General features: G+C 46.6%; 23 protein-coding genes and 1 tRNA gene. 4 read left to right on the plus strand and 20 right to left on the minus strand.

Translation table 11 applies throughout. The features are described from left to right. Positions 1-192 precede the first annotated feature (192 nt). The 3 genes from MKX68_RS02080 to MKX68_RS02090 form a co-directional block, all read right to left on the minus strand. Complete coding sequence (locus tag MKX68_RS02080) at positions 193-558, minus strand: arsenate reductase family protein (RefSeq protein ID WP_340908704.1); 366 nt, start codon at positions 556-558, stop codon at positions 193-195. A 400-nt stretch (positions 559-958) separates the two neighbouring features. Then, positions 959-1,942 (minus strand): RluA family pseudouridine synthase, encoded by a 984-nt coding sequence (locus MKX68_RS02085; protein ID WP_340908707.1) that lies wholly within the window; start codon positions 1,940-1,942, stop codon positions 959-961. Continuing rightward, entirely contained in the window at positions 1,939-2,514 is a 576-nt protein-coding gene (locus tag MKX68_RS02090; RefSeq protein WP_036610088.1) for a cob(I)yrinic acid a,c-diamide adenosyltransferase, read from the minus strand. Before MKX68_RS02090 ends, MKX68_RS02085 begins: the two co-directional genes overlap by 4 nt. A 148-nt stretch (positions 2,515-2,662) precedes the next feature. Between MKX68_RS02090 and MKX68_RS02095 the strand changes: the two genes are divergently transcribed. Further along, positions 2,663-3,274, plus strand: a complete 612-nt coding sequence (locus MKX68_RS02095; RefSeq protein ID WP_091014720.1) for a DedA family protein — start codon at positions 2,663-2,665, stop codon at positions 3,272-3,274. An 85-nt stretch (positions 3,275-3,359) separates the two neighbouring features. On the opposite strand, the gene MKX68_RS02100 is transcribed toward MKX68_RS02095, so the two are convergent. From MKX68_RS02100 to MKX68_RS02130, 7 genes are all read right to left on the minus strand, one after another. Beyond that, entirely contained in the window at positions 3,360-3,902 is a 543-nt protein-coding gene (locus MKX68_RS02100; RefSeq protein ID WP_017689625.1) for a bifunctional adenosylcobinamide kinase/adenosylcobinamide-phosphate guanylyltransferase, read from the minus strand. A gap of 37 nt (positions 3,903-3,939) precedes the next feature. Beyond that, the gene (locus tag MKX68_RS02105; RefSeq protein ID WP_338592944.1) at positions 3,940-4,491 is read right to left on the minus strand and encodes a hypothetical protein; all 552 of its coding nucleotides are present in this window, start codon (positions 4,489-4,491) and stop codon (positions 3,940-3,942) included. Positions 4,492-4,659: 168 nt separating this feature from the next. Further along, complete coding sequence (locus tag MKX68_RS02110) at positions 4,660-4,881, minus strand: aspartyl-phosphate phosphatase Spo0E family protein (RefSeq protein ID WP_179198508.1); 222 nt, start codon at positions 4,879-4,881, stop codon at positions 4,660-4,662. Positions 4,882-5,068: 187 nt separating this feature from the next. Next, on the minus strand, positions 5,069-6,277 hold the full coding sequence (locus MKX68_RS02115) for an aminotransferase class I/II-fold pyridoxal phosphate-dependent enzyme (protein ID WP_036610094.1): 1,209 nt from the start codon (positions 6,275-6,277) through the stop codon (positions 5,069-5,071). A 13-nt stretch (positions 6,278-6,290) separates the two neighbouring features. Then, positions 6,291-6,791 carry an Lrp/AsnC family transcriptional regulator gene (locus MKX68_RS02120; protein WP_024628343.1) on the minus strand — a complete coding sequence of 167 codons (501 nt, stop codon included), beginning with the start codon at positions 6,789-6,791 and terminating at the stop codon, positions 6,291-6,293. Between the two features lie 160 nt (positions 6,792-6,951). Next, positions 6,952-7,347 carry a spore coat protein gene (locus tag MKX68_RS02125; RefSeq protein ID WP_062833450.1) on the minus strand — a complete coding sequence of 132 codons (396 nt, stop codon included), beginning with the start codon at positions 7,345-7,347 and terminating at the stop codon, positions 6,952-6,954. Positions 7,348-7,377: 30 nt separating this feature from the next. Further along, complete coding sequence (locus MKX68_RS02130; RefSeq protein WP_036610100.1) at positions 7,378-7,614, minus strand: hypothetical protein; 237 nt, start codon at positions 7,612-7,614, stop codon at positions 7,378-7,380. A 97-nt stretch (positions 7,615-7,711) separates the two neighbouring features. On the opposite strand from MKX68_RS02130, the gene MKX68_RS02135 reads away from it, so the two are divergent. Next, positions 7,712-8,932 carry an NAD(P)/FAD-dependent oxidoreductase gene (locus tag MKX68_RS02135; protein WP_339784957.1) on the plus strand — a complete coding sequence of 407 codons (1,221 nt, stop codon included), beginning with the start codon at positions 7,712-7,714 and terminating at the stop codon, positions 8,930-8,932. Between the two features lie 89 nt (positions 8,933-9,021). Here the strand turns inward: MKX68_RS02135 and MKX68_RS02140 are convergent, their stop codons facing one another. The 4 genes from MKX68_RS02140 to MKX68_RS02155 form a co-directional block, all read right to left on the minus strand. Beyond that, positions 9,022-10,236 (minus strand): MFS transporter, encoded by a 1,215-nt coding sequence (locus MKX68_RS02140; protein ID WP_340908716.1) that lies wholly within the window; start codon positions 10,234-10,236, stop codon positions 9,022-9,024. Between the two features lie 129 nt (positions 10,237-10,365). Continuing rightward, positions 10,366-10,932: a hypothetical protein gene (locus MKX68_RS02145; protein ID WP_338592927.1), complete on the minus strand. Its 567-nt coding sequence runs from the start codon at positions 10,930-10,932 to the stop codon at positions 10,366-10,368. 119 nt (positions 10,933-11,051) lie between these two features. Further along, the gene (locus MKX68_RS02150) at positions 11,052-11,471 is read right to left on the minus strand and encodes a DUF350 domain-containing protein (protein WP_036610109.1); all 420 of its coding nucleotides are present in this window, start codon (positions 11,469-11,471) and stop codon (positions 11,052-11,054) included. 71 nt (positions 11,472-11,542) lie between these two features. Next, positions 11,543-13,909 (minus strand): endonuclease MutS2, encoded by a 2,367-nt coding sequence (locus MKX68_RS02155; protein WP_338592923.1) that lies wholly within the window; start codon positions 13,907-13,909, stop codon positions 11,543-11,545. 187 nt (positions 13,910-14,096) lie between these two features. Between MKX68_RS02155 and MKX68_RS02160 the strand changes: the two genes are divergently transcribed. Both MKX68_RS02160 and MKX68_RS02165 read left to right on the plus strand, forming a co-directional pair. After that, entirely contained in the window at positions 14,097-14,456 is a 360-nt protein-coding gene (locus MKX68_RS02160; RefSeq protein WP_017689637.1) for a phage holin family protein, read from the plus strand. Positions 14,457-14,676: 220 nt separating this feature from the next. After that, complete coding sequence (locus MKX68_RS02165) at positions 14,677-15,063, plus strand: cytochrome C oxidase subunit II (RefSeq protein WP_339790727.1); 387 nt, start codon at positions 14,677-14,679, stop codon at positions 15,061-15,063. A 104-nt stretch (positions 15,064-15,167) separates the two neighbouring features. On the opposite strand, the gene MKX68_RS02170 is transcribed toward MKX68_RS02165, so the two are convergent. The 6 genes from MKX68_RS02170 to MKX68_RS02195 form a co-directional block, all read right to left on the minus strand. Continuing rightward, on the minus strand, positions 15,168-17,876 hold the full coding sequence (locus MKX68_RS02170; protein ID WP_340908719.1) for a hypothetical protein: 2,709 nt from the start codon (positions 17,874-17,876) through the stop codon (positions 15,168-15,170). Between the two features lie 138 nt (positions 17,877-18,014). Continuing rightward, the gene (gene pheT, locus MKX68_RS02175; RefSeq protein ID WP_340908722.1) at positions 18,015-20,468 is read right to left on the minus strand and encodes a phenylalanine--tRNA ligase subunit beta; all 2,454 of its coding nucleotides are present in this window, start codon (positions 20,466-20,468) and stop codon (positions 18,015-18,017) included. Between the two features lie 82 nt (positions 20,469-20,550). Beyond that, entirely contained in the window at positions 20,551-21,585 is a 1,035-nt protein-coding gene (gene pheS / locus MKX68_RS02180) for a phenylalanine--tRNA ligase subunit alpha (RefSeq protein WP_124113690.1), read from the minus strand. 414 nt (positions 21,586-21,999) lie between these two features. Then, the gene (gene abc-f, locus MKX68_RS02185; RefSeq protein WP_340908727.1) at positions 22,000-23,892 is read right to left on the minus strand and encodes a ribosomal protection-like ABC-F family protein; all 1,893 of its coding nucleotides are present in this window, start codon (positions 23,890-23,892) and stop codon (positions 22,000-22,002) included. Between the two features lie 516 nt (positions 23,893-24,408). Further along, positions 24,409-24,479, minus strand: a tRNA-Gly gene (locus MKX68_RS02190). A 161-nt stretch (positions 24,480-24,640) separates the two neighbouring features. Beyond that, positions 24,641-26,767 (minus strand): bifunctional diguanylate cyclase/phosphodiesterase, encoded by a 2,127-nt coding sequence (locus MKX68_RS02195; protein ID WP_338592911.1) that lies wholly within the window; start codon positions 26,765-26,767, stop codon positions 24,641-24,643. Positions 26,768-26,801: the final 34 nt, after the last annotated feature.

The following is a 26,801-nucleotide window of genomic DNA, read 5'->3' on the forward strand; positions in this document are numbered from 1 at the left end:
AAAGCTTTTAGGCGAACGCTCCGCTTCTTCAGGTTATTTCTGTCCTCTCCATTTTCGTGTAAATGTTTAGTTCAATTTCTATAGCAAATAAAATATCGAACTAATTCTATCATTATAGCATAGTTCCGCCAACCATCGATCAGCCAAAAAAGCCCTGAATTTTGAACAATTCAAGGCTGATATTCAGCGCGTTTACGCGTTATTCCATTCCTGCTCGTACGTTTCTTCCTTGAATCCAACCGTCACCTTTTCTCCATCCGTAACGATCGGACGTTTGATCAGACGACCATTGGAAGCCAATAAACGAATCTGTTCATCAGCTGACATTCCCGGAAGTTTGTCCTTCAGTTGTTGTTCTTTGTACACTTCCCCACTCGTATTAAAGAACTTTTTCACTTCCAGTCCACTCTTTTGGATGAGTTCTGTTAGTTCAGATTCTGACGGCGGTGAGTCAAAAATAGGGATTAACTCCAGCTCATGTCCTTGAGCTTCAAGCCATTTTACAGCTTTGCGGCATGTGCCGCATTTGGTATATTGATATACTTTTAAGTTACTCATTGATTTGTGTTCCTCCAAATGCTCCGGTATCGACTTCTCGCTTCCCTTGGTTTGCTTCGCAAATCCAAAAGTCGCTCCAAATCGATACCATCGCCATGTAATTTTACTGACTTTTGCGAATGAGATCAAAACACACATTCGCTATATTTTTTGGGTCAAAATCTTACAGCTTTTATATCCTTAAAAGCTTTTGAGATTTGAATTCTTGAAATATTTAACATGAAATTGGTAAACATCAATACATTAAACCATGAAACCGTAAGATTAGCCTACGGCATGTTGTTCGGGTGCATTAAGCCCCCTTCACATGGAATAGCCAATCATTGTTGCTCCCAAGCAGGACGGGCCGTGCAAGAGAATGCGACATAGGGTGCAGAACCAAGAGCCCCGTCGCAGCTTCCTACAGTTCTTCTCTGGGAGCTGCCTCATCATTCAAACGCTGCTCCAACGCGGCCATATCTGCTGGAAAAGGAGCTTGGAACGTTATGCGTTCCTGTAGAATTGGGTGTTCGAACGTCAATTCACAAGCGTGTAATGCCTGCCGTTCGATCCAGGTATCCCGTTCCTCACGAACAGCCATGGTTTGCTCATCGATCTCGTGCACAGGTAGTGTCTTGTACATGCGATCACCAATTAATGGACAGCCGATGGACGTCATATGTACCCTGATCTGATGGGTTCTGCCACTTTCCAGCTTGAGACTTATCGCACTGGCGCTACCTTCTGCCCAATGTGTTAAGGTTGTGTACAGCGTTCTTGCAGCGTAACCATCAGGTGTTACGATTCGGCGGTGTGGCTCTTCAGGATCACGATCAATCGGGCCATCCACTGCGCCTTGTTCCGGGACAGGGCTGCCGTGTACAAGGGCAATATATTTCTTATCCACTGTTCCCGCGATCATTTGTTCAGACACATGCTGATGCACATAAGGGTTCTTGGCTATGGCCAGTACACCTGACGTTTCCTGATCAAGTCGATGGATCGGTCTGAACCGGAAACGTTCGCCATTGGATTTCCAGTAATGAACGACTCCATTTGCCAAAGTACCTGTGTAATGTCCATGTGTTGGATGAACGATGATGCCCGCATCCTTGTTGACAATAAGCAAGTGCTCATCTTCATACAGAACGGTAAAGGGAATAGGTTCAGGTAAAATATCATCCGATTCCTCTTGCTCCATCCGAACTTCTACGACATCACCCGCAGCTACCTTGACGCTAATGTATACACGCTCTCCATTTAGCATGACACCTTGCTCCGTCAGCTTGATTTTGGACAAAAGCTTACGCGACACCAGCAGCCGCCGCTGAAGCACGGTCTTCAGCAGCCAGCCATCTTCTTGTTCGGTCACCGTGTAAACAATCGGCGAGTAGTATAGGCTCATTCTTTGCGGCGGAAGACTTTTTTGCTCCGCACATATTCAATATCCGCCACCTGTTGTCTCGCATTGGCTGTCCGTGCAACCACGAAGAAGTAATCAGACAGTCGGTTTAAGTAACGTCGTACAGACGGGTTAATGTCCGTATGTTGTCCGAGTGTTACCGTGCGACGCTCTGCGCGACGACATACAGTACGGCACACATGAAGAGCAGAAGACAGCTGACTGCCACCAGGAATAATGAACCGTTCCACTTTTGGATTCTCTGCATCATACTGGTCAATCCATTGTTCCAGACGTGTGACCATTTCATCTCTAACCTTATATTTGGTCTCACTAATCTTCACGAAGGCCAGATCCGACCCGCAATCAAACAGTTCCTGCTGAACTTCCAGCAGATGTTCACGCAGATCTTCAAATTCCCCTTGAGCAGAGTCAATAAGGCTGATCGCCTGGCCTACAAAACAGTTCAATTCATCAATCGTGCCATAAGCCTCAACTCGGTCATCATCCTTGATGACGCGTCCACCGATGACCGAAGTCTGTCCTTCGTCACCTGTTCGTGTATATATGCCCATCGTTATCCCTCCAATTGGTAATATAATAATGAATACGGGAATGCCATTTTTTCAGAAACCCGTCTATCGCTTTACACGTATATAAGAATTGGTGTGCTCTGCCGAGTATACGACAAATCGAAGGAAACCAAAAGTAAAGGAGACGATTATGCAAAACTGGATAACCGATTTCATGGAACAATACGGCTACATAGGCATTGCACTCATTATTGCTCTTGAGAACGTATTTCCCCCGATTCCATCCGAAATCATTCTGCCGTTTGGCGGATTCATGACCACCTATACCAGTCTCACTCTTCCAGGAGTTATTATCGCCGCAACCATTGGCTCCGTCCTTGGTGCTGTTCTCCTGTATGGTATTGGTCTACTCATTGACGTCGAACGCCTTGAGAAAATTGTGGAACGCTGGGGACATGTTCTGCGCATCAAAAAAGAGGATATTCACCGTGTCGATGCATGGTTTGACAAATATGGCATGTGGACCGTATTATTCTGCCGAATGGTTCCCCTCGTCCGTAGTCTTATCTCCATTCCCGCAGGCATGTCCAATATGAAATTTGGTTTATTCCTTCTCTTTACAACCATTGGTACATTGATCTGGAATGTCATTCTGGTCTGCGTTGGTGCTGCGCTTGGCGCATCATGGGAGAGCATTTTGCACTTTATGGACGTCTATTCCATTGTAGTGTACGTCATTCTGGCCATCATTGTCATCGGATGTATCATCTGGTGGATCAGACGTAGCAAAAAGCAGAAATAAAAAGGATAACTTAATAAATAAAGCCTCCTCGCCACCAATTCGTGGTTAAGGAGGCTTCTTTATGTCACCCGTTTATGTCATCTCGCTATCGTTCATCTTCATTTCGCATGCCCTGACTCTTCAGATCGATAGCCAGACCAGATACCAGCAAGTACATCTTTTCAGCATGTATCTGCAGCATCCGATTAACCGAAGCCATTCTCGCTGTAAATATTCGTTCTTCCTCGGTAGGATGCAATGTGCCATGCATTTCATTGGTAATCACAAGCAACTTCCCCTGATAAGACAATAAAGCATCAAGCAAAAGCTGTGTCTCTGAACGCTGATGATCCAGATCCTCTGTTGCCCTGAAACCGGCAGCCATCCAGGAGGTCAGACTGTCTACAATTACAATTCGCTGATCCGCCAAAAACAGATTGGATTCCCGATTAATCTGGGTGATCACCTCTGTCAGATGCTGACCGTTCCCGGCATGAATGGCACGATAATGAGCGGATGGCAATTCGGGAATAACGGGATCATGATCACCAGTGGATAAATATACACCCTCCCGGCTAATCCCGGCTGCGTACTTGAGGGCAAACCGGGTTTTACCACTACCTATGCCGCCTGTGACCGTAATCAGCAATCCGCTTCCCTCCTTCCATAGCCATTCTGAATTTTCTTTACTCTGTCAGCGCCTTCAGCACTTTTTTGGATTCTTCGACATTGGAAGATGACACTGGAATGGTGGCGAACAAATTGCTCGCAGCATATTCTACATCTTTAAACATTTTCATATCTTCGAGTGGAATGCCGTAAAGATGTGTTTCTTGCTTGAGATCTGAACCTCCATCTCCTTCACCCTTCTCTACCAATACTCCCCCCTCAAATACACCCCGTTCAAACTTCTTGGGATCAAAAGTATCATCCAGCGGAACATTGGAGCCATTACTTCCGTATTGTTTCATGTCAGACTCAGGCAAAATGAAGATATCATGTCCTCCAGCCGCATATTCTACCATAATTTTCTGAACATCATACATTGCACTGGTAATCACTTCCACCTTGGGTTCCTCACCCAGTTTCTGTTGCAGATTGGCCTGTAACTGCTCTGAGATTACAGATGGATTTCCTTGGTTATCAATGATGAATATGGAAAAACCATCTTTACCTCCACAACCAGCAAGCAGAAAAACGATAGAAATGATTGCAGTAAGCCCCCAAAATCTCTTCATTCCAGTTCCCCCTTTAGTCTCCTATGTCCAATATATCACAATTGTTCCACGCAAAAAAATAACCTGACTTATCGGGGGATCACCCTGCCTTTACATACAAAAAAAGAAGACCCTCTCAGGTCTCCCTTTCTAATTCGATTAATGAAACGTTTCGCTCCAGCATAAACGTTATTTTGCTTTAATCGGGTTAGCCTTCATATATTCATTAATCTTTAAATCAAGCAGACTGCTGATTTCAATTACAATATCGGATGTGAATGATTTCTCTTCGAGGAAGATCTGTTCCATCTTGCGACGAAGCATATGAATTTCATCTTCCAAGGAAATGTCATGCAAAGATGCGTTATCGGGTTTCACCGACCATCGGTCGCCATGATCGCCTTCTGCCAGATAGTGCCCACGATTCGTCGGTAAATCATATTCAACACAAAACAAAGCTAACCCCTCCTTGGAAAAATGGTTTCCAAATTTATGAAAACTTATTTCAAATTGAAATTATATCACATTATTTTGTAAAAGAAAGTTATTTTTTTCCAATGATAACAATATCACATTTGTAAAAAGATTCTACTTTAAATTAACCCTCTTTTTGAAGTTTGTAAACAAAGTTTCCGATTCGTTCCAAAGCTTCATTTAATTGGGTTACGGAAGTAGCATAGGAACAACGCAAGAAGCCTTCACCCTGAGGGCCAAAAACATTGCCCGGAACAGCAGCCACTTTATTCTCCGTTAACAATCGCTCAGCAAACAGGTCGGAACTCATACCCGTCTTTTGAATGCTCGGGAATGCATAGAATGCTCCCTGAGGTTCATGACAATCGAGTCCAATATCTCTGAATCCCTGCACAATTAAACGTCTACGCTGATTATATGATTCTACCATCCGATCTTTCTCACCCAAACCATTTGTCAACGCCTCAAGTGCAGCAACCTGACCCATGGCCGGCGCACACATTACCGTATACTGATGGATTTTGAGCATGGCTGCAATAAGCTCAGGATGACCACACATGTAACCGATCCGCCAACCTGTCATTGCAAAAGCCTTTGAAAATCCGCTTACGAGAATAGTCCGCTCCTTCATGTCAGGGATAGCTGCAAAACTAACATGTTTTTGCGTATACGTCAATTCAGCGTAAATTTCATCCGCGATCACAATCAGATCATGCTTTTTAATCACTTCAGCAATAGGCAGCCACTCTTCATACGTCATGATGGCTCCAGTCGGATTACTCGGATAACACAGAATAACCACTTTCGACTTCGGTGTGATACCAGCTTCAAGTGCTTCGGCCGTTAACTTGAACTGATCTTTCGCGTAGGTTTCAACACCAACTGGTATACCGCCACCGATTGAAGCGATTGGTGAATACGCCACGTACGAAGGTTCAGGAATGAGAATCTCGTCGCCAGGTACGATTAATGCGCGCAAAGCCAGGTCAATCGCTTCACTGCCACCCACGGTAACAATAATCTCATCCTTGGGATCGTATTTGGTATCAAACTGAGTATCCAGATATTCACTGATGGCTTCTCTCAACTTCGGCATACCTGCGTTAGATGTGTAGCTGGTCATACCTCTTTCCAGCGAGTATACACAAGCTTCACGCATATGCCAAGGGGTAACAAAATCAGGTTCACCCACACCCAATGTGATAATATCCTTATTGTCTCCAACCAGATCAAAAAATTTACGAATTCCGGATGGAGGTATCTGCTGCACGAGGGGTGCCAGATAAGATGTCATTTTCTTGTTGTTCCCGGTTGTCTGTTCATTCACTATCATGACACATCTTCCTTTACGGCGAGATCATGAGACGGTTGTCTTCCTGATGGTCTTCAAAGATAATCCCGTCCTGCTTATATTTTTTAAGAATAAAATTCGTTTTGGTTGACAGTACAGAGTCTATCGGAGACAGTTTCTCCGACACAAAATTAGCGACTTCACGCAGGTTGCCACCTTCTACTTCAACGAGCAGATCGTATGCACCGGACATGAGATATACGGACTTCACTTGCGGATAGAGATAAATGCGTTCGGCAATCCCTTCAAAACCACGACCACGCTCCGGCGTGATCTGCACCTCAATCAGGGCCGTTACTTTTTCATCATCTATTTTGCTCCAGTTCACGACGGTTGCATATTTCACGATGACGTGGTCTTGTTCTAGCTGTGCCACGGCGTTTTTGATCTTGTCTTCCGACTCCCCCAGCAGCGTCGACAGCAGTGCGGGAGTCCTTCTCGCGTCTTCCTTCAGCAGATCCAGAACTTTTAATTGCAGATCGTTCAAATCTTTCATGGTTTTCCCTCCAGCGTCATCCAGGTTCCTGAAAATGAATTAATACTTATATTACATGAATTTGACGTTGATGCATAGACAAAAGACCGCCTGCCCTGAATTCAGGCAAGCGGTGGTATGGTCCTTTAACGATAGGTGCTTCAAACCTCTTTTGCAAAGGTTACATGTAATAAGGGTTACCGTAATTCGGTTGATGCTGAGGCACATTAGGAGCTTGGCTATATGAACTGTTCTGCGTATTCTTTTCCTGAATGAATTGCTGACACTTTTGTTGGGTCTGGTGGGCGGACTGAATTTGTTTGTCCACATCCTGACGAAGTGCCTTGGACGAGACAGAATACATGTTGTTTTGCTGCATCAGATTGAACAGTTCCCCTTGTAATCTTAGGGTATCGTTCGTCAGGTCTGTGAACATCCGACGTGTCATGGGGCAGGAAGCTTCCGTTGTCGCAGTCGTATATTCGCGCGAGGTTCGTCTTAAATCTGCAAGAATCGACTTCAACAGATCCTGCTCCTGCATAAAAGCGCCATTAGATGATAAAGATTGAGAATACATGCGTTTTCCTCCTATACAGTTAGAGTTGTCTCAATTACTGACTTGCGCCGGTGCAAGAGACTGATGTTGCTGCAGTGCATTGACAAGCGTGTTCAGATGCTGTTCATGTGAGCGAACATAGTGATTCAGAGCTTGTTGAATTTGTGGATTATGTGTGATGGAAGCTGTGGCTGCACACTGCTTAATCAGCAGTTCTTCATTGGTGATCGAGTCCGCAATGTAGTTCAATTCCTTGGGACTCAGCGCTTGCATAGTATGATTCTGCATGTTTCGATGGCCTCCTCGGCATAAAGTTTATGCGCAATTATTGTTAACCCGGTCACACAAAAGTATACAAATTTAAATTATAAAGGAGATGTTTCTAATGGATCTGGTCTATGGCACACCTTTCTGGCCCTCCACTTTCAATTCAACATTTAATTATTCTGCGCTACAAGAAGACATCTCTTGTGACTGCCTCATCATTGGTGGGGGCATGGGGGGCGCATTGACATCTAAACTACTCACGGAACAAGGTGTCAACACTGTTGTGATTGATAAGCGAGACATTGCCCACGGCAGCAGTTCTGCCAATACAGGTCTTTTACAATACACCAATGACAAGACACTAACCTCATGTATCCACACTTTTGGTGAAGCAACAGGCGTACGTTTTTATGAGCTTTGTCGTGAAGCCATGAAACAACTTGCTCAAATTGCAGACAGCCTGGATACAGACCCTTGGTTTATCCCACGAACAAGTCTTTGTTTTGCAAGCAGTGAAGATGATGTAGCCCTATTGGAGGAAGAATATCAGACCTTGAAGCGTTATGGTTTTGAAGCTGAACTGTGGGATGCCGACAAAATAAGCCAGCATTTCCCCTTCAGCAAACCCGCTGCACTGTACACAATGGGAGATGCAGAAGTGAATCCCTATCGTTTTGTTCATGCCTTGTTTGAATCCGCAAATAAGCGTGGCGCACGAATCTATGGTCAGACAGAGATGATACACTGTGAATACGATGAAGATGGTGTAATCTGCCACACTGCCAACGGTAAAATCCGTGCCAAGAAGGTCATATTTGCTGCCGGTTACGAGACACAGGACATCAAAAAGGATCGCGGAGCCTATCTGAAAACGACCTACGCGATTGCTACCAAACCGTTGTCTGATCTTAGTGCATGGTTTGAACACAGCATGATTTGGGAGACAGCTCGTCCATATTTGTATATGCGAACAACACCGGACGGAAGAATCATTGCAGGCGGTTTGGATGAAGAAACACCTCGAGAGGATCAACGTGAAATACGGTCAAAACACCGGGGAGACACACTCCTGGAAGAGGTCCGTTCCTACTTCCCTTTAGATGATCTTGAAGTCGATTATGCCTGGGGGGCTGTGTTTGGTAATACGAATGATGGCCTGCCTCTAATTGGTACACATCCCGATTATCCGCATTCATATTTTGTAGAAGGGTATGGAGGTAACGGGACCGTATACAGCATGATTGCTGCTTCCTTAATTGCGGATGCTATTACTGGCAAACAAAACCCTGATATGGATCTGTTCTCTCTCACACGTACAAGTAAACCATCTCCTGTATAACATCAAAATAAATCAATACAAACAGGGTACAGCACACGGAAAGTTCTCTTTCCCGCCGCTGTACCCTGTTCTATATATTGGGAAGCCTGCTAAGCCGAGGGCTCTTGTCCTTCCGTTCGGTTCAATAGCTTGCGCATAAAGATCCATCCAATTAGCGGAGAAGCACCGAGGACAATAATAAGCCAGGTTAACATGTGTAGAGACGGAGCATTTAAGACTGTCACAATAAATATGACCAACCCACATAGTCTGCCAAGCATCAGGCATAACTCTCTCAAAACGACAAGTTCAACCCTTTTCTCCACATTTTCGCCACTTGTGCCCATCATGTCGAATCCCGCTGATATCATCGGTAGTACATATAACGGCATCGCAACAGCACTCCCAATCCCCATGATTAACAGCGTTCCATAGGTCACTTTCCAGAGAAGAGGAAGAAGCACAGCGAGCAGAATGAGGGCTCCGATGAACATGCCTTTTGATCTATACTGTGGTTTGAACCATTTCCCAGCTGCCCAATAACTTACTAGTGCCACAGCTGAAGTGATGAGTGAGAACTGCCCCAATTTGTACTCCTGTGCAGTGGCCAAATATACAAGCAGTGCAATCAGGAAGGCAAAGACACCTTCACGTGCACCCTGAGCGAATAAACCCAAGCCTAAGGTCCTCCAGGGACTATCCCGCTTGGATAGCTGTATCCAAGGTTCCGACCAGCGGTATGTACCGCTCACCTTTCTTTTTTTCAGAAAAAAACTAAAAACTACCGCGATTACATAAATAACGAGTGATACCGTGAAGATGAGCCGATATCCTGTGTTGTCTGTCATGCGAGTAATAATCAGACCGGAGAACCATGGACCTATAATTCCTGTCATCGAACCAAGTAACCCCACCCAGCCATTGAATAGATCCCTGTTTTCCCGATCCGTTATTTCAAAATACACAACATTAAATGCAATCCAGAATAGCCCCAGGGAACAACCCAGTAGTATACCCAGAGGCCATATCCAGTCTACAGCTTTGGAACCAGCCCAGAGGACTATCATATAAAATATGCCTGACAGCGCAGTACCTAATCGTAGTGCACTCATTTTATTGTGTTCCTTGACCCATTTGCCAGCAAGCCAGAATGTCAGTCCAATGGCCAGTTGCTGACTGAGGGTGAACCACCCCAACATGGCATAATCCGGACGGCTTTTCCACAGAAACACATTCAAAAAGGTTCCCGACAACGCTCCGGCTAACGCAAACAATCCATTCACGCCCAAAAGCAGAATGGATTGTCGGCCTAAAGTAATCTTCATCTGCTCCTCCTTCATCCACCTGAAGTGAACTGTGTACAGGTAGGTCTCAGGGTTAACGTGCCCCAAGCAAGAGGAAAACATGATGAATCTTCAGGATTGCTATGAAATTGGTTAGAATCTCCGAAATGTTTATTCCTGCGTACTCAGGTTCTTGATCAGACGCAGACGATCTTCCTCAGACAGACTGTATTGAACTTGGAAACATCCCGAACATACATAGGTCAATACCTTAAAAGGTGGTGACAATAGTGACCCTTCGCCTGAAGCTGCGTTAGCAACTGGCACGAAGTTATCCTGCGTTGCAGCTTGCGTACCTGCGAGAATCATGAATTCCCGGCAATTCGGGCACTCCGGCACTTCTTCCTGATGATCAAGTTGCTTCTGGACACCTTGTTCATACTGAATGAGGTCATTACCTTCATCCGCATATTTGGTTAACGTTCGCAACTCCGGCAATTTGAGTTCGACTTCATCCCCCCACAGATCAGAAAGATCCGTAGTCTGTTTCTCGTTCGTTACATCGTCCACATCATAGATGTCGTCCTCAGCTTCATCGTTCTCTTCATCATCGATGTTAATGTTGAGTGTACGGTATCCTTTTAACTCATTGTGACAATAAGGACACTCTTCTTCAGGACCGAGTTCCTCATCCCATACAATCTCCGTCTGACACCAAGGGCATACTGTTGTTTCCATATTGATCAACCTTTCTCTTTCATATAATCATGTATTCATTACATAGATCACACCGATGGCAAAAAACACGATCGATGCCGCAAACAGAATCCGTATCAATATCTTCATGACCGGTCCCCCTAGATAATGCTCGCGCCAATAACAAACGACAGCGAGACTGAAATAATCATGGATATCAATCCGACAGCTCGGTTATCCGATTCGATCTCCTTATCAATGGAGAACACGGGTGTCAGGAATTCGAACAAAAAGTAGGCAATGAGCAGAAGGATAAACCCTACAAATGACCACGTCATGGCTTCATATACCGAAGATTTCGCTTGTATGCAGAACCGCAATACGTTGCAGATCCCGAAGATCTTACCTCCTGTAGCCATCGCAACGGCCACATTGCCCTTCTTGATCTCCGTCCAGCATTTATACTTGGTCACCAGTTCGAAGCAAGCCAGAAATACAAGCAGCTCCATAATCGCTACCGAGAAAAAACCGAGTACCATCCCCAAGGGATGAGACAGCAATTGGTCAATGCTTTCTATCACGCACCGTTCCCCTCTCCCCATCTGCGACCTTCATGAATAAGGTCACAGAATATCATTGATTCATGGACCGGCTATTCCAATTCTGCGACGGTCACACCGTTCCCGCCTTCTCCGTAATTGCCCAGCCGGTAGCTTTTAATATGTTTATGCTTACGCAGGTAATCCTGAATACCGGAACGTAAAATTCCTGTACCTTTACCGTGAATAATATAAACTTGACCCAGGTTGGCAAGGAAAGCTTCATCAATGAACCGGTCTGTCTCCATCAGGGCTTCTTCCAGGTTGGTACCACGCAGATCCAATTCACTTTTCACATTGTCATCACGTGTGCGCTTCATACCCGTTACCGGTTTTTGCTTTGGTTTGGCAGCGGGAGCCGATTGCTGCAGTTCCAGGTCATCCAGGGATACTTTCATTTTCATAATCCCCAGTTGTACCATAGCGTCTTTGCTGCCCGCCATCTCTACAACATGGCCTTTTTGATTCAAACTATAGACAAGCACTTCATCACCAGGACCGATGGCACGCGTCTTCGGCGCTGTTGCCGTCTTCTTGACCGTTTTCCTGCGTTTCTCAGGTTCTGCCTCGTCCAGCTGTTTTCGGGCAGCAATGAGTTTGTGCTCCTTCACGGAAGCACCTTCTTCCATAGCCAACAGGCGAAGATCTGCTATAATTTTCTCCGCTTCCGCACGAGCCTTGTCCACAATGCTGCGTGCATCTTCTTCTGCTTTTTCAATCCGGCGATCACGTTGCTGTTCCAGCTTCTCCAGTTCGGTCTGATGACGACTGCGTAATTTCTCCATATCCTGGCGCAAGCTCTCTGCTTTCTCACGCTCTTGTTCAGCCGTAAGACGGTTCTCTTCAAGAGAAGCAATCATATGCTCAATCCGTTGATCCTCTTCCTTCACTTCGCCACGGGCATAGTCGAGAATGTAACCTGGCAGTCCCAGTCGCTCTGCAATGGCAAATGCATTACTTCTTCCAGGTACACCCACCAGAAGGCGATAGGTTGGACTCAGTGTATTGATGTCAAATTCCATGCTGGCATTAATGACACCTTTACGCTCATATGCGTATGCTTTCAGTTCACTGTAGTGAGTGGTTGCAACCATGCGACATCCCGTCCGGTGCATATGCTCCAGCATGGAGATCGCCAGTGCGGAACCTTCAGCCGGATCTGTCCCTGCGCCAAGTTCATCGAGTAATACCAAACTTTTCGGTGTCATGTTTTTCAGAATGCGAATGATGTTGGTCATATGACTGGAGAAAGTACTCAGATTCTGCTCGATACTCTGCTCGTCCCCAATGTCTGCATAGATCGCATCAAATACACATAGCTGACTGCCATCCTCAGCCGGAACAAATAAACCGGACATGGCCATCAGGCTCAGCAAACCAATCGTTTTGAGCGTTACCGTTTTACCACCCGTATTCGGACCTGTCACGATAATGGATGTGTAATCATTGCCCAGCTCAATGTCGATTGGAACCACGTTTTCGATCGCAATCAGTGGATGCCGACCTTTTTTAAGTTTGAGGAACCCGCGATCATTCATGCGAGGCAATGTTGCTTTCAGTTCACGAGCCAGACGTGCCTTGGCAAAGATAAAATCAAGTGATCCCAGCAAGTCGACATCATACAACAGCCACTCTCCCTGCTCACTGACAAGTGCGGTCAATTTCTGCAAAATAATTTCTATTTCGCGCTCTTCCCGGATCCGGGTTTCGCGTAATTTGTTGTTCATTGCAACAATCGATTCCGGCTCAATGAACAATGTCGCACCCGAACCGGATTGATCGTGCACAATCCCGCCAAAGTACGAACGATATTCAGCTTTCACCGGGATAACAAAACGGTCTCCTCTGATGGTGATGAGCTGATCTTGAAGCATCTTGGATACGGTAGAGGATCGAATCATGGAATCGAGTTTTTCGCGAATCCGTGCTTCTCCGCCTCGCAGCTCACGACGAATCTGCGCCAACGTTACGCTTGCACTGTCGGCAACCTCTGCATTATCGTCAATACAGATTTTGATGGCATCCTCAAGCGTTTTTTGCTCTGACAGTTGATCACTGATATAGAACAATGATTCGATGGGCTCATCTTCATGCAAAGTACCAATCTGACGTTTCAATCGTCGCGCCGCAAAGGTTGTATTGGATATTCCCAATAGTTCGTGAGGGTTAAGTGTGCCTCCAATTTCAGCACGTTTGATGGAAGCCGTAATATCGACAATTCCCCCAAACGACGGTGAGCCTTTCAGGCGATCAAATGTGAAGGCTTCATCGGTTTGCTGCAGCAACCGCTTCACTTCTTCAAGTTCACTGCTTGGTTCAAGTTGCTCCGCTTTCTTTTTTCCCATGGTTGTCTGGGCAAAGCTAAGCAATGTATTTAAAATTTTGCGATATTCCAATGTGTGTAAAATTTTCGTGTCCAAGTGTACAACTCCTTCCAAACTATATCTGTATTATAACGAAAGAAACTTTCTTACGCTATTTAACGAATCCTTCCACACATAACTTCAGCCATAGCACCACAAACTACAGGTGTCAGGATTGTGCAACCTCTCCATCCCCTTGGAGTTGCCCTGCTCAGTTCAATCCGAATAAAAGGAGGTACACACCATGAATTTCCTGGGACATGTCGTGCGATTTATCATCGCCGCAATTGTATTAATGGTGGTTAGCTGGATCGTTCCCGGATTCGCCGTTGGTGGCTTCTGGAGCGCCCTGTTGCTTGCTCTCGTCATTGCCCTGCTCGGCTGGATCGTTGAAGGTATCTTCGGCAAAAGAGTCAACCCGTTTGGTCGCGGTATTGTCGGATTTATCGTTAGCGCACTGGTGATTTGGCTTGGTCAATATGTTGTAGATCATGTTGAAGTCAGCCTGCTCGGTGCCATTCTCGCTGCGCTCGTTATCGGGATTATCGATCTCTTCATCCCGGTATCCACCCCTTTTGATGCCGGACGAAGCTCCAAAAGTTAATCTCCACTTCACCTTAACATCCCCATGAATTTTCCTAAACCTCTGAAGGCCCTGGGCCGGAAGGGGTTTATTTCATTCGGGCAGTATGCACGCTCTGACGTACACGTACAATTTTCAAAAAAACGACATACGCAGCGTGTACAGGCATCCACATATTGCGGTATGATGACTGGAGCAATCATTCAAATTTTATCCATATCACGCTTTAAGGAGGCACATGATGAAGAAAGGCATAACATGGCTTGCTGCCTGTATGTTAATTCTGGTCCTCACTGCCTGTGGAGGGGCGAAACAGTCCGCAGAATCTGGCAGCAATGGATCCGATGCTGAAGTTACAGCCAGTGAAGAACTGGTCATCAAGGCAAGCAACTATGAATTCGATCAACCTGAGTACCATCTTAAAAAAGGCGTTCCGGTTAACATTGTTTATGAAAATGAAAACGGAAATCACGGTATCCTTGTGCCTGAGCTGAATCTTCAACTGGATACCAGAAATAGCTCCAAAGTCATAACCCCGGACAAAGTTGGTGAGTTTGAAATGTCCTGTTCTGTCTTCTGTGGTTCAGGACACAGCAGCATGATCTCCAAAATTATCGTTGAAGAATAGTATTCAAGACAAGGAGCCCCCGCAGCGACGGGAGCTCCTTCTTTAGTATAACAAATTGTACCAGAGTACGTTGCCCACGAACCAGTTCTGCTGCATTCATTCCGCTAGGTCTGGTCCTGTTCAATCAATTCAATCCATTCGTTATATTCCGTCTGCAATTTCGTATATTCATCATGCAACTGACGATATTCCGTGTTCAGCTGCTCTGCCTTTTCCTGCTCCATTTCACGTTCAACCTGTAACAAACGTAATTGATTGGCCGCTAGTTCGTAACGCTCCCCCATCTCAAGCAGTTCAGTTTCCATGATTTCTTTCTCTTGGGTCGCTTCTGCACGTAACTTGTCCAGCTGCTGTCGTTCTTGCTCCAGTCCCTCCAGCAACTCACTACTTGCCGCACTTTCGCTCTTCCAAACCGTCAGTTCATTCTCAAGTGCAGCCCAGCGTTCCTGCCAGGATTGTTCCTGAGCCGCCCATTCATCTGCACGGCGTTGCCACACCTGGTCGTTCTGCTCTGCTTGTTCAACGCTGGAGCGAAGTTCTTCTTCACGTCTTGTCAACTGCTCCAGACGGGATGCCAACTCGGCCTGTTTGGCTGACAGTTCTTCGTGTTTGATCTGCCACTCCAACGCTTCTTCCTCAGTCTGGGCTAGCCGGCTCTCTTGCTCCGAGTAACGCTCGGAAAGTTTAGCCGAAGACTGTCTCGCTTCTTCAAGTGCGCTCACAATCTCTTGCTTCTCCTTGCTCAATTCATCAATCTTGGAACTGGAATTCTCTTCCCGTTGTAATGCATCACTGTAATCATTACGGATTTGTTTATAGTTATCCTGAAGTCGGTTCAGCTCTTCCCGAACAACATTCAGCTCAACTTCAAGTTGATTGCGTTTCTCTTCCAAAAGCTCTGCATCCTTCTGGTATTGCACAGCCTCTTCATGGTTGAAACGAGACTCTTCCTTCACCACGGACAATTCATCATGAAGGGATTGCACACCAGACTCCAATGTTTCATTCTGTTCAGCAACTTCAAGAATCTGATTCTCCAGGTCTCCGATCTCAGCCAATCGCTGCTCAGCAAGGTCCTTCCAGGACTGCTCACGTTCCGTAAGCGTGCCGATCTCATTCTGCAATGTACGCACCGCGGCATGAGCCTGTTCAAGCACCTTATGCAACCTGCGCTGTTCCTCTTCCGACTTCACTTCAGCCTCACGAAGCTTTTGCACTTCCTGTTCAAGCTGTGCATGCTGCTCCTGAAGTTTGCGTAGCTGTGCTGTGAGAGAGGTTTCTCTATCCACAGTTTCATTATACTTCTGCTTCCATTGTTCCTGTGAATCACGGGATTGCTGGGCAGCCTGTTCCGTTTCACGCAGAAGTTCCTGCAACTGGGAACGGTCCTCTTTCAACTGCTCCAGTTGTTGCTCCAGTTCCGTAATTCGGCGAGTCTGAACTTCCTGCTCCTGTTTACGGACCCCATGCTCATGACGTAACGATTCCAATTGACTGCGCTCGTGCTGAAGCTGCTGTTCTTGCTCTGCAACCATGTCCTGTGCACTGATGAGCTGGGTCATTACTTCTTCCAATTGTTCTTCGACATCTAATAGTCGAGTCTCCGCCTGTTTACGTTGTTCCTCAAGCTGCTGCTTGAGCTTGCCCTGTTCTTCTTGCAATAAGGCCTCTGCCGCAGCTTCGGCTTCTTTCGCCTGGGACGCTGCTGCTTCCTTGGCTTGCTGCAATTGTTCCTCGAGGGCTGCTTCTTTCTCCATCCATTCGAGTTCCAACTGCTCGGATAACGTCTTGAACTCCGCATTCAACTGATTTATCTCAGTCAGGCGCTTCTGCTCCGCTTGTTCCTGCAAGGCAGCCCGCTCCTGATTCGCTTGATCCGTCAGAGCCTGGGTCTGTTCCAGCGCTCTTTCTTCAGCCTGCTGGAGCCGAAGTTCCATCTGTTGCTGAAGTTCGTTATATTGCAGCGCTGCTTCTTCCTGAGCTTTCTTCAGGTTGTTCTCAGCCTGTTCCAACTCTAACAGAATGGCGGACTCGGCTTCTTCCTTGGCTGTCTGAACCTGCTGTGCAGCCTTGGCCTCAATTTGTTGACGTTCTGCAACGGCACGGCTTTCGGCTTCTTTTAATTGAGCTGCAGTCTTGTCCTGCAACTCTTTATATTGCGCCGCAGCTTTGGCCTGCGCCTGCTGCAATTCGGCTGCAGAACGGTTCTGAGCTTCTTTGAGCTGGGAAGCAGCCTGTGCCTGTGCATTTTTAAGCTGGTTAGCCGTCTTCTCTTCCATTTCCTTCAGCTGTTTCGTTCCCTTGGCTTCTGCTTCCTTCAATTGTGCCGTCGCTTGGGCCTGCAATTTCTGCACTCGCTCCGTTGCTTGGGCGCGTTCTTGCTCGAGCAGCGTATTCAACTTGGCTATCTCTGAATTTTTGTCCGATTCGGACTTTTGCAGCGCCTGCTCTGCTTCAATCTTCAGCTTTTGCAAATCAGCAAGAGCCTGGTCACGCCGTTCCAATTCTTGTTGATGTTCATTTTGTATGGCGTTTAACCGATTCAATTCGTTTCTCAGTTCTGTACGTTCTCCAGTAAGCATCTTCAGTTCATTACGGATTTCCTGAGTCTGAAGAGACTGTTCAGCCATATGTACAGCCGCCAGTACCGCAATACGCGGAGTATCCAGACGGGAATTTTGCTTGGAGATCGCGCTCATACGCTCATCTACCAGGTTAGCTACTTGTTTCATATAGTCGGCACTGCTGCCAACCAGTTTATAGGAAGTCCCGTAGATCTCTACGGTGACGCGTGTACGATCAGGTGTAGTCACAGTTGTGCCCTCCTTCAAGTCTGTATGTTGATTCTAAGCTGTAATCACAAAAAAGTCACATCGATCCTCTAATGCTAAGGATTCGATGTGACTTCAAACAATTCCTGCTAATCTTTGTTCAAAAAATCTTCTTCTGTCCTATTTACGCAATTCCGCTCCGAATTGCTCTTCCAGACGAGCCACTACACGGGCATGAACTTCAGTAACTTCCTCATCGGTAAGTGTACGTTCACGATTCCGGTACACCAGGGCCATTGCCACGCTTTTCTTGTTTTCACCCAGTTTACTGCCAGTAAACACATCGAATACCTGTACGTTTTGTAACAATTCACCCGCCGATTCACGAATGGCGCGCAGCATATCTCCAGCTTCAATATCTTCATTCACAACAACTGCGATATCACGTTCCATAGCCGGGAAACGCGGAAGTTCACGATAACGAATATCAGCGTCCGCTTCACTGTAGATTGATTCAAGTGCAATCTCTGCGATATACACATCATTCAGATCATACTGCTGTTGCAGTTCCGGATGCAATTGACCCAATGTACCGATCAGAGTGCCTTCCCCGCCATCTTTGCCTTCCAGGTAAACCGATGCGGAACGTCCCGGATGGAATCCTTCAGGGCTGTTTGCTACCAAGCGAATGCGTTGTTCCAGACCTACATAAGCGAACAGTTGCTCAAGGGCACCTTTCAGATCGAAGAAGTCTACTTTCTCCGCTCCAACATTCCACTGCTGGCTTGCACGATTCCCGGTGAGCAGCAGCCCCAGTACTGGGATCTCATGCGGTTGCTTGGTCAACTGATCTTCTTCGGTGAAGAACACATTGCCCACTTCAAATACAGCCAGTGAATCCTGTTTACGGTTCATGTTATACACCGCTGCATCCAGCATTTGCGGCAAAATACTCGTACGAAGCACACTGCGGTCCTCACTCATAGGCATCGCGAGTTTCACGGCTTTACTGCCTTGTGTCAATGCCGGGAACAATGTCGCTTTATCCGGGTGTACAAAGGAGTAACTGATCATTTCCTGCCAGCCACTGCCTGAGAGCAATCCACGAATGGTGCGACGCATCGCTTGAGAGCGTGTATATGCCCCCGGAGTTGTCGGTCCTTCAATCCATGTGGTTGGAATGTTGTCGTATCCGTACAGGCGTGCAATCTCTTCAAACAAGTCTACATCGAGCGTAATATCCCCTCTGCGTGTTGGCACTTCCACATCCAGCAATCCTTGATTAGCATCACCACATGCAAAGTGCAAGCGAGCGAAGATCGTTTTCACCTCAAGCAAAGACAGATCAGTTCCCAGATAACGATTCAGTCTGTCCAGCGACAATTGAATCACACGTTTCTCCGCAGCTTCTGCTCCAGCTTCCACGATTCCCTGGTGCACTTCACCTTCAGCATAACGCTGAATCAGTTCAGCCGCACGATCCAAAGCCGTAATGACCGCACCCGGGTCTACTTCCTTCTCAAAACGCATGCTTGCTTCGGAACGCAGCCCCAGTTGGCGCGACGTTTTCCGAACGGTTCCGCCGTCGAACTTGGCGGACTCCAAGAGCAGATTCACCGTGCCTTCCGATACCTCGGAATTCTCGCCACCCATAACCCCAGCGATGGCTACAGGTTTCACGCCATCCGTGATGAGCAACATATGTGGCTCCAACTTACGCTCCTGGCCATCCAACGTAACAATCGTTTCGCCTTCTTTAGCCATCCGCACTTCAATATGGCCTTTTTCCAGCTTATCCGCATCAAATGCATGTAGCGGTTGACCGTATTCCAGCATGACATAGTTCGTGATATCAACGATGTTATTGATTGGGCGAACACCTGCCGCCATCAGACGGTTTTGCATCCACAGCGGGGAAGCACCCAGCTTAATGCCAGTTACATAACGAGCTGCATAGTGACTGCATTGCTCCTGTGCCTTAATCTCTACAGAGATATGATTCGCGGCTGCATCACCAATCTCAACCAGTTGGTCTTTGGGACTTGGCAGCTTCACTTCACGACCCAGGATGGCACCCACTTCATAAGCTGCACCGCGCATGCTGAGACAGTCGGAACGGTTCGGTGTCAGGTCCAGTTCAAGCACATGATCATCGAGACCAAGAACCTGGCTGATTGGCGTGCCAACCTCAGTTTGTTCCGGCAGAACGAGAATACCTTCCTGCTGATCTTTCGGCAACAATTTGTCGTTCATGCCCAGCTCTTTGGCGGAACAGATCATGCCAAGGGAGACAACACCGCGCAGTTTGGCTTTTTTGATATCCAATCCACCAGGGAGCTTCGCTCCAACCAGGGCTACGACTACTTTTTGGCCTGCATCCACATTTTTCGCACCACACACGATCTGCAGATCTTCTTCCTGACCGGCATCGATGACACATACATTCAGTTTGTCTGCATCGGGGTGTTTCTCCTTGCTCTTCACATAACCTACAACAACTTTATTCACGCCCTTGTTGCGGTTCTCCACTACATCAATTTCGACACCCGCACGGGTGATTTTCTCCGCCAATTCCTGTGGCGTCACACCTTCAAGGGAAATATAATCAGACAGCCAATCTGTCGATACTCTCATGGACGTTCACTTCCTTCATCTATAAATTGGTGTTCCCGGTTCATCCGCTTGCTCTATATGGTTAATCTTTCTTGTCTTAAAGTTACAGCCGTCCGAATTGCTTCAGGAAGGTCAGATCGCTATTGTAGAAATGACGGATATCATCGACTCCATACTTCAGCATCGCGATACGTTCTACGCCCATTCCGAATGCAAAACCACTGTATTTCTCCGGATCATAACCGCCCATTTCCAGTACTTTCGGGTGAACCATACCGCCGCCCAGAATTTCAAGCCAGCCTGTTTGCTTACATACCCGACAGCCGCTGCCGCCACATTGTACACAAGTTACATCCACTTCCGCACTTGGCTCTGTGAACGGGAAGAAACTTGGACGCAGACGAATTTCCGTATGGGAACCGAACATTTCGCGTACGAATTGCAACAGGGTTCCTTTCAGATCGCTCATACGAATGTTTTCGCTGATGACCAATCCTTCAACCTGGTTGAATTGGAAAGAGTGCGTCGCATCGTCGTCATCACGGCGGTATACTTTACCTGGGCAGATGACTTTGACAGGCACTTCGCCCTTCATGCTCTGCATGGTACGTACTTGAACCGGCGATGTATGGGTACGCATCAACAAGTCTTCGGTAACATAGAAGGAATCCTGCATATCGCGCGCCGGGTGATTCTTCGGCAGATTCAATGCTTCAAAGTTGTAATAATCCATTTCGACTTCAGGACCTTCCGCAATGCGGTATCCCATACCGATGAAAATATCTTCGATCTCCTGTACCACTTTGGTCAGTGGATGCAGTCCGCCTTGACGTCCACGACGTCCTGGCAGAGTTACATCAATTTTCTCGGATTGCAGACGCTTCGCCGTCTCTTCCTTCTGGAACTGATCCTGCTTGCTGTCTATAACTTCCTCAATGGCAGCTCGAACATCGTTGGCTACTTGACCAATAACCGGACGTTCCTCTGCACTAAGTGCACCCATACCTCGCAAAATCTCAGTCAATGCACCCTTTTTCCCCAAATACTTTACACGCAGATCACCGAGCGTCTGCGGATCATTCACACCAGACAACTGCTCCAGCGCTTCGATCTTCAATGCCTCTAAACGTTCTTTCATGTGTAATTGCCCCCTTTTTGTGGTGTTTTTGCAACAAAAAAAGGCCTTCTCTCCCCTGAAGGGACGAAAAGACCGTGGTACCACCCTTGTTAGACATCCATTGCTGCGTGGCCCTTCTGGCCTGCAACCGGTTCTGTCTCACTTTGTACGGAATAACGACCGTTAACCGTTTGCCCCTACTGTTGCCTCTGTGTCTACACACAAACAGGTTCAGGGAACCGCTTCGGAGTGAATTTCGGCAGCCTTGTTCTACAGAAACGCTCTCAATCTACGGCGCTTCCTCCCTGTCCAGAGGCACTGCTTACTTATCTCCATCATCACGTTTCTTTGTTAGTTAAACCCATATCGATGTAATCATCGATGATCGTTCATAATTATATGCAAAATAGATTGAAATAGCAAGCCGTCCATCTTCTAATTTATGCTTGCACCCTTATCTTTCAATTGTTTCAGGCGCTGCTGGATTTCACGAATCTCAGCTGCCTCGACTGCTCGCTCATTCGAATGCTCGGGTTGTGTCAGACTGTCTTTTCCAGCAGCGCTCACAGGAGACAGCAACTCCGATAGGCGCATCTCCAAACGTAACCGCTCGTCATCGGATTCCCGAGTCTCCAGCGCATGCTCCCGAAGTTTGCTGGACTGCTCCCAATCCGACACGCCTCCTTCAAACAGGGTTGCTGTGCCCCCAGCCTCCAGATCGCACAATCGATTCGCGAGTGTCTTTGTCAGCATCCGGTCATGGGATACAAGCACCAAAGCACCTGAAGCCTGTTTTAATACATTCTCCATGACTTCCTGGGTATCGATGTCCAGGTAGTTCGTCGGTTCGTCCAGCACCAGCAGATTTGCTCCGCCAAAGTACAGTCTCAGAAATGCCACTCTACACTTTTCCCCCATGCTCAAATCCCCAATGCGCTTGAACACATCATCTCTGGAAAATAGGAAACATCCCAGAATGGTACGTGCCGCACTTTGTGTCATGGATGGAAGAGTAAGCAAGCTGTCCAGCAGCGTCAGATTTTCGGGGAGCCCTTCCAGCTCCTGTGAAAAGTAACCGATTTTCAGCTGTGGATGCCGTGTGACCTTGCCTTGTGAAGGTTCCAGCTCACCAATCATCAACTTCAGCAGTGTTGTCTTGCCCGTTCCATTAGGGCCCCGTACAGCAAGCCGATCTCCACGTTCCACAGTAATTCGAAGATCACGCAGCAATGGTTTGTCTCCCGTATATGAAAAACTCACCTCTTCCAGCGCAAGCAGCTGGCGTGCAGCCAGTGGATTCATCTGTAATTCCATGTTCAACTTTGCAGCTTCACGAGGTTTATCCACCCGTTCCCGCTCCAAACGTTCCAGCTGCTTTTGTTTCGCATGGTAACGTGAAATATTTTTGTTGGCTTTGGCTTTGTAGAAGCTCTGGGTGATCTTCACCTCCACATCAGTCGCCGAATTATGCGCTTTATGGAACCATTCCTGATAATTTCGAATCGTTTCTTCCAGCGCTTTACGTTCCAACTCCTGCCTGCGGTAGATCGTTTCCTGTTCGCGTAATTCACGCTCTTTGTGGATTTTGTAATCGGAGTATCCGCCCTTGTATTTGGTCAGGACATCTGGACTGAACTCAATGACTCCTGTTGCTACCTGATCAATAAACGTACGATCGTGTGATACAAATAACAGCGTACCTTCATATGAGGATAACCACTCTTCCAGCCAGCGCATGCTTCCCTCATCCAGATGATTCGTCGGTTCATCCAGAATCAGGAATTTGGGTTTGCTGACAAGCAGCCCCGCCAAACGAGCCTTTGTTTTTTGTCCACCGCTCAAAGAATGATAGGGTCTATTCCAATGCTCTGCGGATAATCCAAGGCGGGTCAGTACTTTCTCTACCTCAGTCTCCCACATATAACCGTTCAACTGTTCATATTGCTCCATCACTTGCGTATAAGCTGCAAGCAGCTCTTCATCCGCTTCAGTGCTCATGCTCAAACGTTGTTCCAGTTCTTCCAAGTTCCGTTTCACTTCATAGATCTGACCGCTCTCACGCCGGACCGCATCCAGTACATTCATCCCGATCTCAATCTCCGAGCGCTGGCGCATGAACCCCCATTCCTGCTGAGGGATATGACGTTCAATCCGTCCACCACCATGCTCCTCACCCAAAATGATGCGTAACAATGTCGTCTTGCCGCATCCGTTGCGACCCAAAATGGCGAGTCGTTCGCCCTCATTAATCTCCAGATTCAATCCTGTAAACAATTCAATACCGTTCCACTCTTTTGATACTTCATGTAAGCGTACCAATGTCATCATGAGGCCTCATCCTTCCTGCATCCTTTTTGCTGAACAAAAAAAACCGCTGGCATCAGCCGGCGGTTTGGCAACTCAGGGTTGGATCAAGCATTCAAAGACAGATCTAAGGTAAGCTACGGCATGAACAAAGAAACCCCAAACAAAGGGTACACGTAAACCTCAAAGGCTTACTTGCTCCATACCTGATCCCATAGCTGAATTTGGACACACGAATCCCCTCATTGCTCAGCCGCTCTGGCTGACTGCGTTATAAAACCGTCTGCAGTTAACTGGGGTTCAATTCATGTGTTTTACTTCATGGGACGTATGGTTACCTCTCATTCATGTGTAGTATCAATTTCTCCGTTATTGTACCAGATCATTGTAAAAAAGCAAAGGTTATATACATTAAACTAAAGAATACATACTTACTCGCCACTCCGATGACAAAGCAACCTTCTGATTACTTTTATTCTCCATTTTCTTTTAAAACAGAAAAAAGCCCTTGCATCGCAAGGACTCCGGTACTGCTTGGTAAGCGGGTGATGGGAATCGAACCCACGCTATTAGCTTGGAAGGCTAAAGTTCTACCATTGAACTACACCCGCATGATTGAAGATTTAATTGTTAAGTTCCTTAGGGATTTAACAGTGATTTTACAAATAATAATATACCATGATCCTCTATAGCATGCAAGTCATATTTCCCATTTTTTTCATTACGCCCCCATCTTAAAAAAGCAGGAGCACCCTCGCGCCCCCGCTGTTCCCTATCCTGTAGGCTTATCCACATCTCTCAAAAACTGCTTTTCGAATTCAGCGGCTTTAATCGGTTTACTGAAGAAATAACCCTGAGCCTCGTGACAATGTTGATTGCGAAGAAAGACCATCTGATCTTCGTTCTCCACGCCCTCAGCTGTCACTTTCAGTTGTAAATGATGCGCCATTGAAGTGATGGTAGATACGATCGCAGCATTATTGCTGTCCTCCATGACTTCATTAACAAATGAACGGTCAATCTTGAGCCGATCAATCGGCAGATCCTTCAGATAGTGCAACGAGCTGTATCCCGTTCCAAAATCATCAATACTGATATGCACACCAATTTCTTTGATTTTGCGCAACTGTTCGAATGATCGGTCTTTATCAAATGTCATGCTCTCTGTAATCTCCAGTTCAAGCCATACAGGCTCTAGTCCCGTCTCTTTGAGAATGCCATTGATATTGTCCAACAAATGGGAATGCCTGAATTGTCTCATCGACAGATTTACCGAAACACACAGTTTACGATAACCGGCTTCCTGCCATTGTTTGTTCTGTGCACACGCTTCACGAAGCACCCATTCACCAAGTGGCACAATGAGCCCACTCTCTTCTGCCAGAGGAATAAATTCCGCCGGAGATACCGAGCCTCGCTGCGGATGCTGCCAACGCACCAATGCTTCCATGCCAACGATTAGCCCACTTTGCAGATTAACCTGCGGCTGGTAGACCAGGTAGAACTGACCTCGATCCAACGCCTTGCGCAGATCATTCTCAAGCTGCAAACGCTCCTGTGCCTTCATCTGCATCGCATGGGCAAAACGATTCAGTTCCATTCCTTGTTCCTTTGCACTGTGCAGAGCCGTATCGGCATTCTGAATAATCTCCAATGGTGACTCACCATCATGTGGGAAAATGGCCATCCCGATCCCAAGTGTAAGATGATACTCATTGCCATCAACCAAGACGGGTTTCTCAAAAAGTTGCAAAATGGATCTTGTCCGACGCAACGCTGTATCGGTTGAACTGAAATCTGTCATCATTAATGCAAACTCATCTCTTCCCAATCCAAAGACTTCTTCTCCTGGAAGTGACGAATGTTTCAGTCGTTGACCTACCTGACGCAAAACCCGGTTAGCTGCTTGCTGTCCGAGCGAATCATTAATGGTCTTGAATCGATTAATATTCAGGACCAGTACACCAACAAGCTGTTCCTGCACCACGGCATCATCCATCATCTTTTTCAACCGCTGTGAAAGGCGACGACGGTTTGGAAGTCCCGTTACATCATCATGATGAGCAATATAGTTCATCTTGGCTTCCGCGACCTGCTGTTGCAGGAAAGGTGTGTCCACTACGGACGTATACAGCCCTTTTTGAATGAAAAAATATGCCATACAATTACTCAGCAATCCTAACAGCAAATTGAGGTCGTTCACCCCAGTTGCTGAAACAAAATAACATTCACCAAAAAAGAAACACAGAATGCCACACAGAATGGTTGGTAGATCACCATCTTTGGTTTTTTTCCATTGTACAAACAAAAGAACTGCAATCATGCCATAGAGCAATCCAACCATAAAATGAACGCGGGTGAAGATTCCACCAAGCACATCCCCATCAAGCATACTAGGCAACATACTCCATTCCTGAATAGCCAGTATGTACAAAATAACAAAGGTACCCAATGTCCCACTGAACAGTAAGAATTTGCGTGGTAATGCAATTTCTTTCTCATTTAAGGTATACACGAGCAGTAAACCTACGGAACATACCAAAGATCCCATGGTTGACATCATTAAGGAGAACTCCGATTCCATCATGGCTCCATTTGGAATCTCTTCTGCAAATGAAACGATATGAACCAGTTCAAACAGACCAATCAATAAAAAGAGTGTTGTCAATAATGTTCTCCGAAGAGTTAGCTTCTGTGTCCGAAACAACCAGCTTTGATTATAGATGCCGATACAAGCTGCTGCCGCAGCAAATCCACCCAAGAGTGTCAAAACCGGGTAACCCGATATGGTCAGATCAGAGCTTGAAGAAGAACGAAACCATTGACTTGCGAGGAAACACAATAAGCCGCATACAGCGACCCAACTTATTTTTCTCTGATCTTGCAGATTAACCTTCATGCCGTGTTTTCCTTCCCGGGATCACCTATCCTGA

Source organism: Paenibacillus sp. FSL M8-0212, from assembly GCF_038004645.1.
GTDB lineage: Bacteria > Bacillota > Bacilli > Paenibacillales > Paenibacillaceae > Paenibacillus.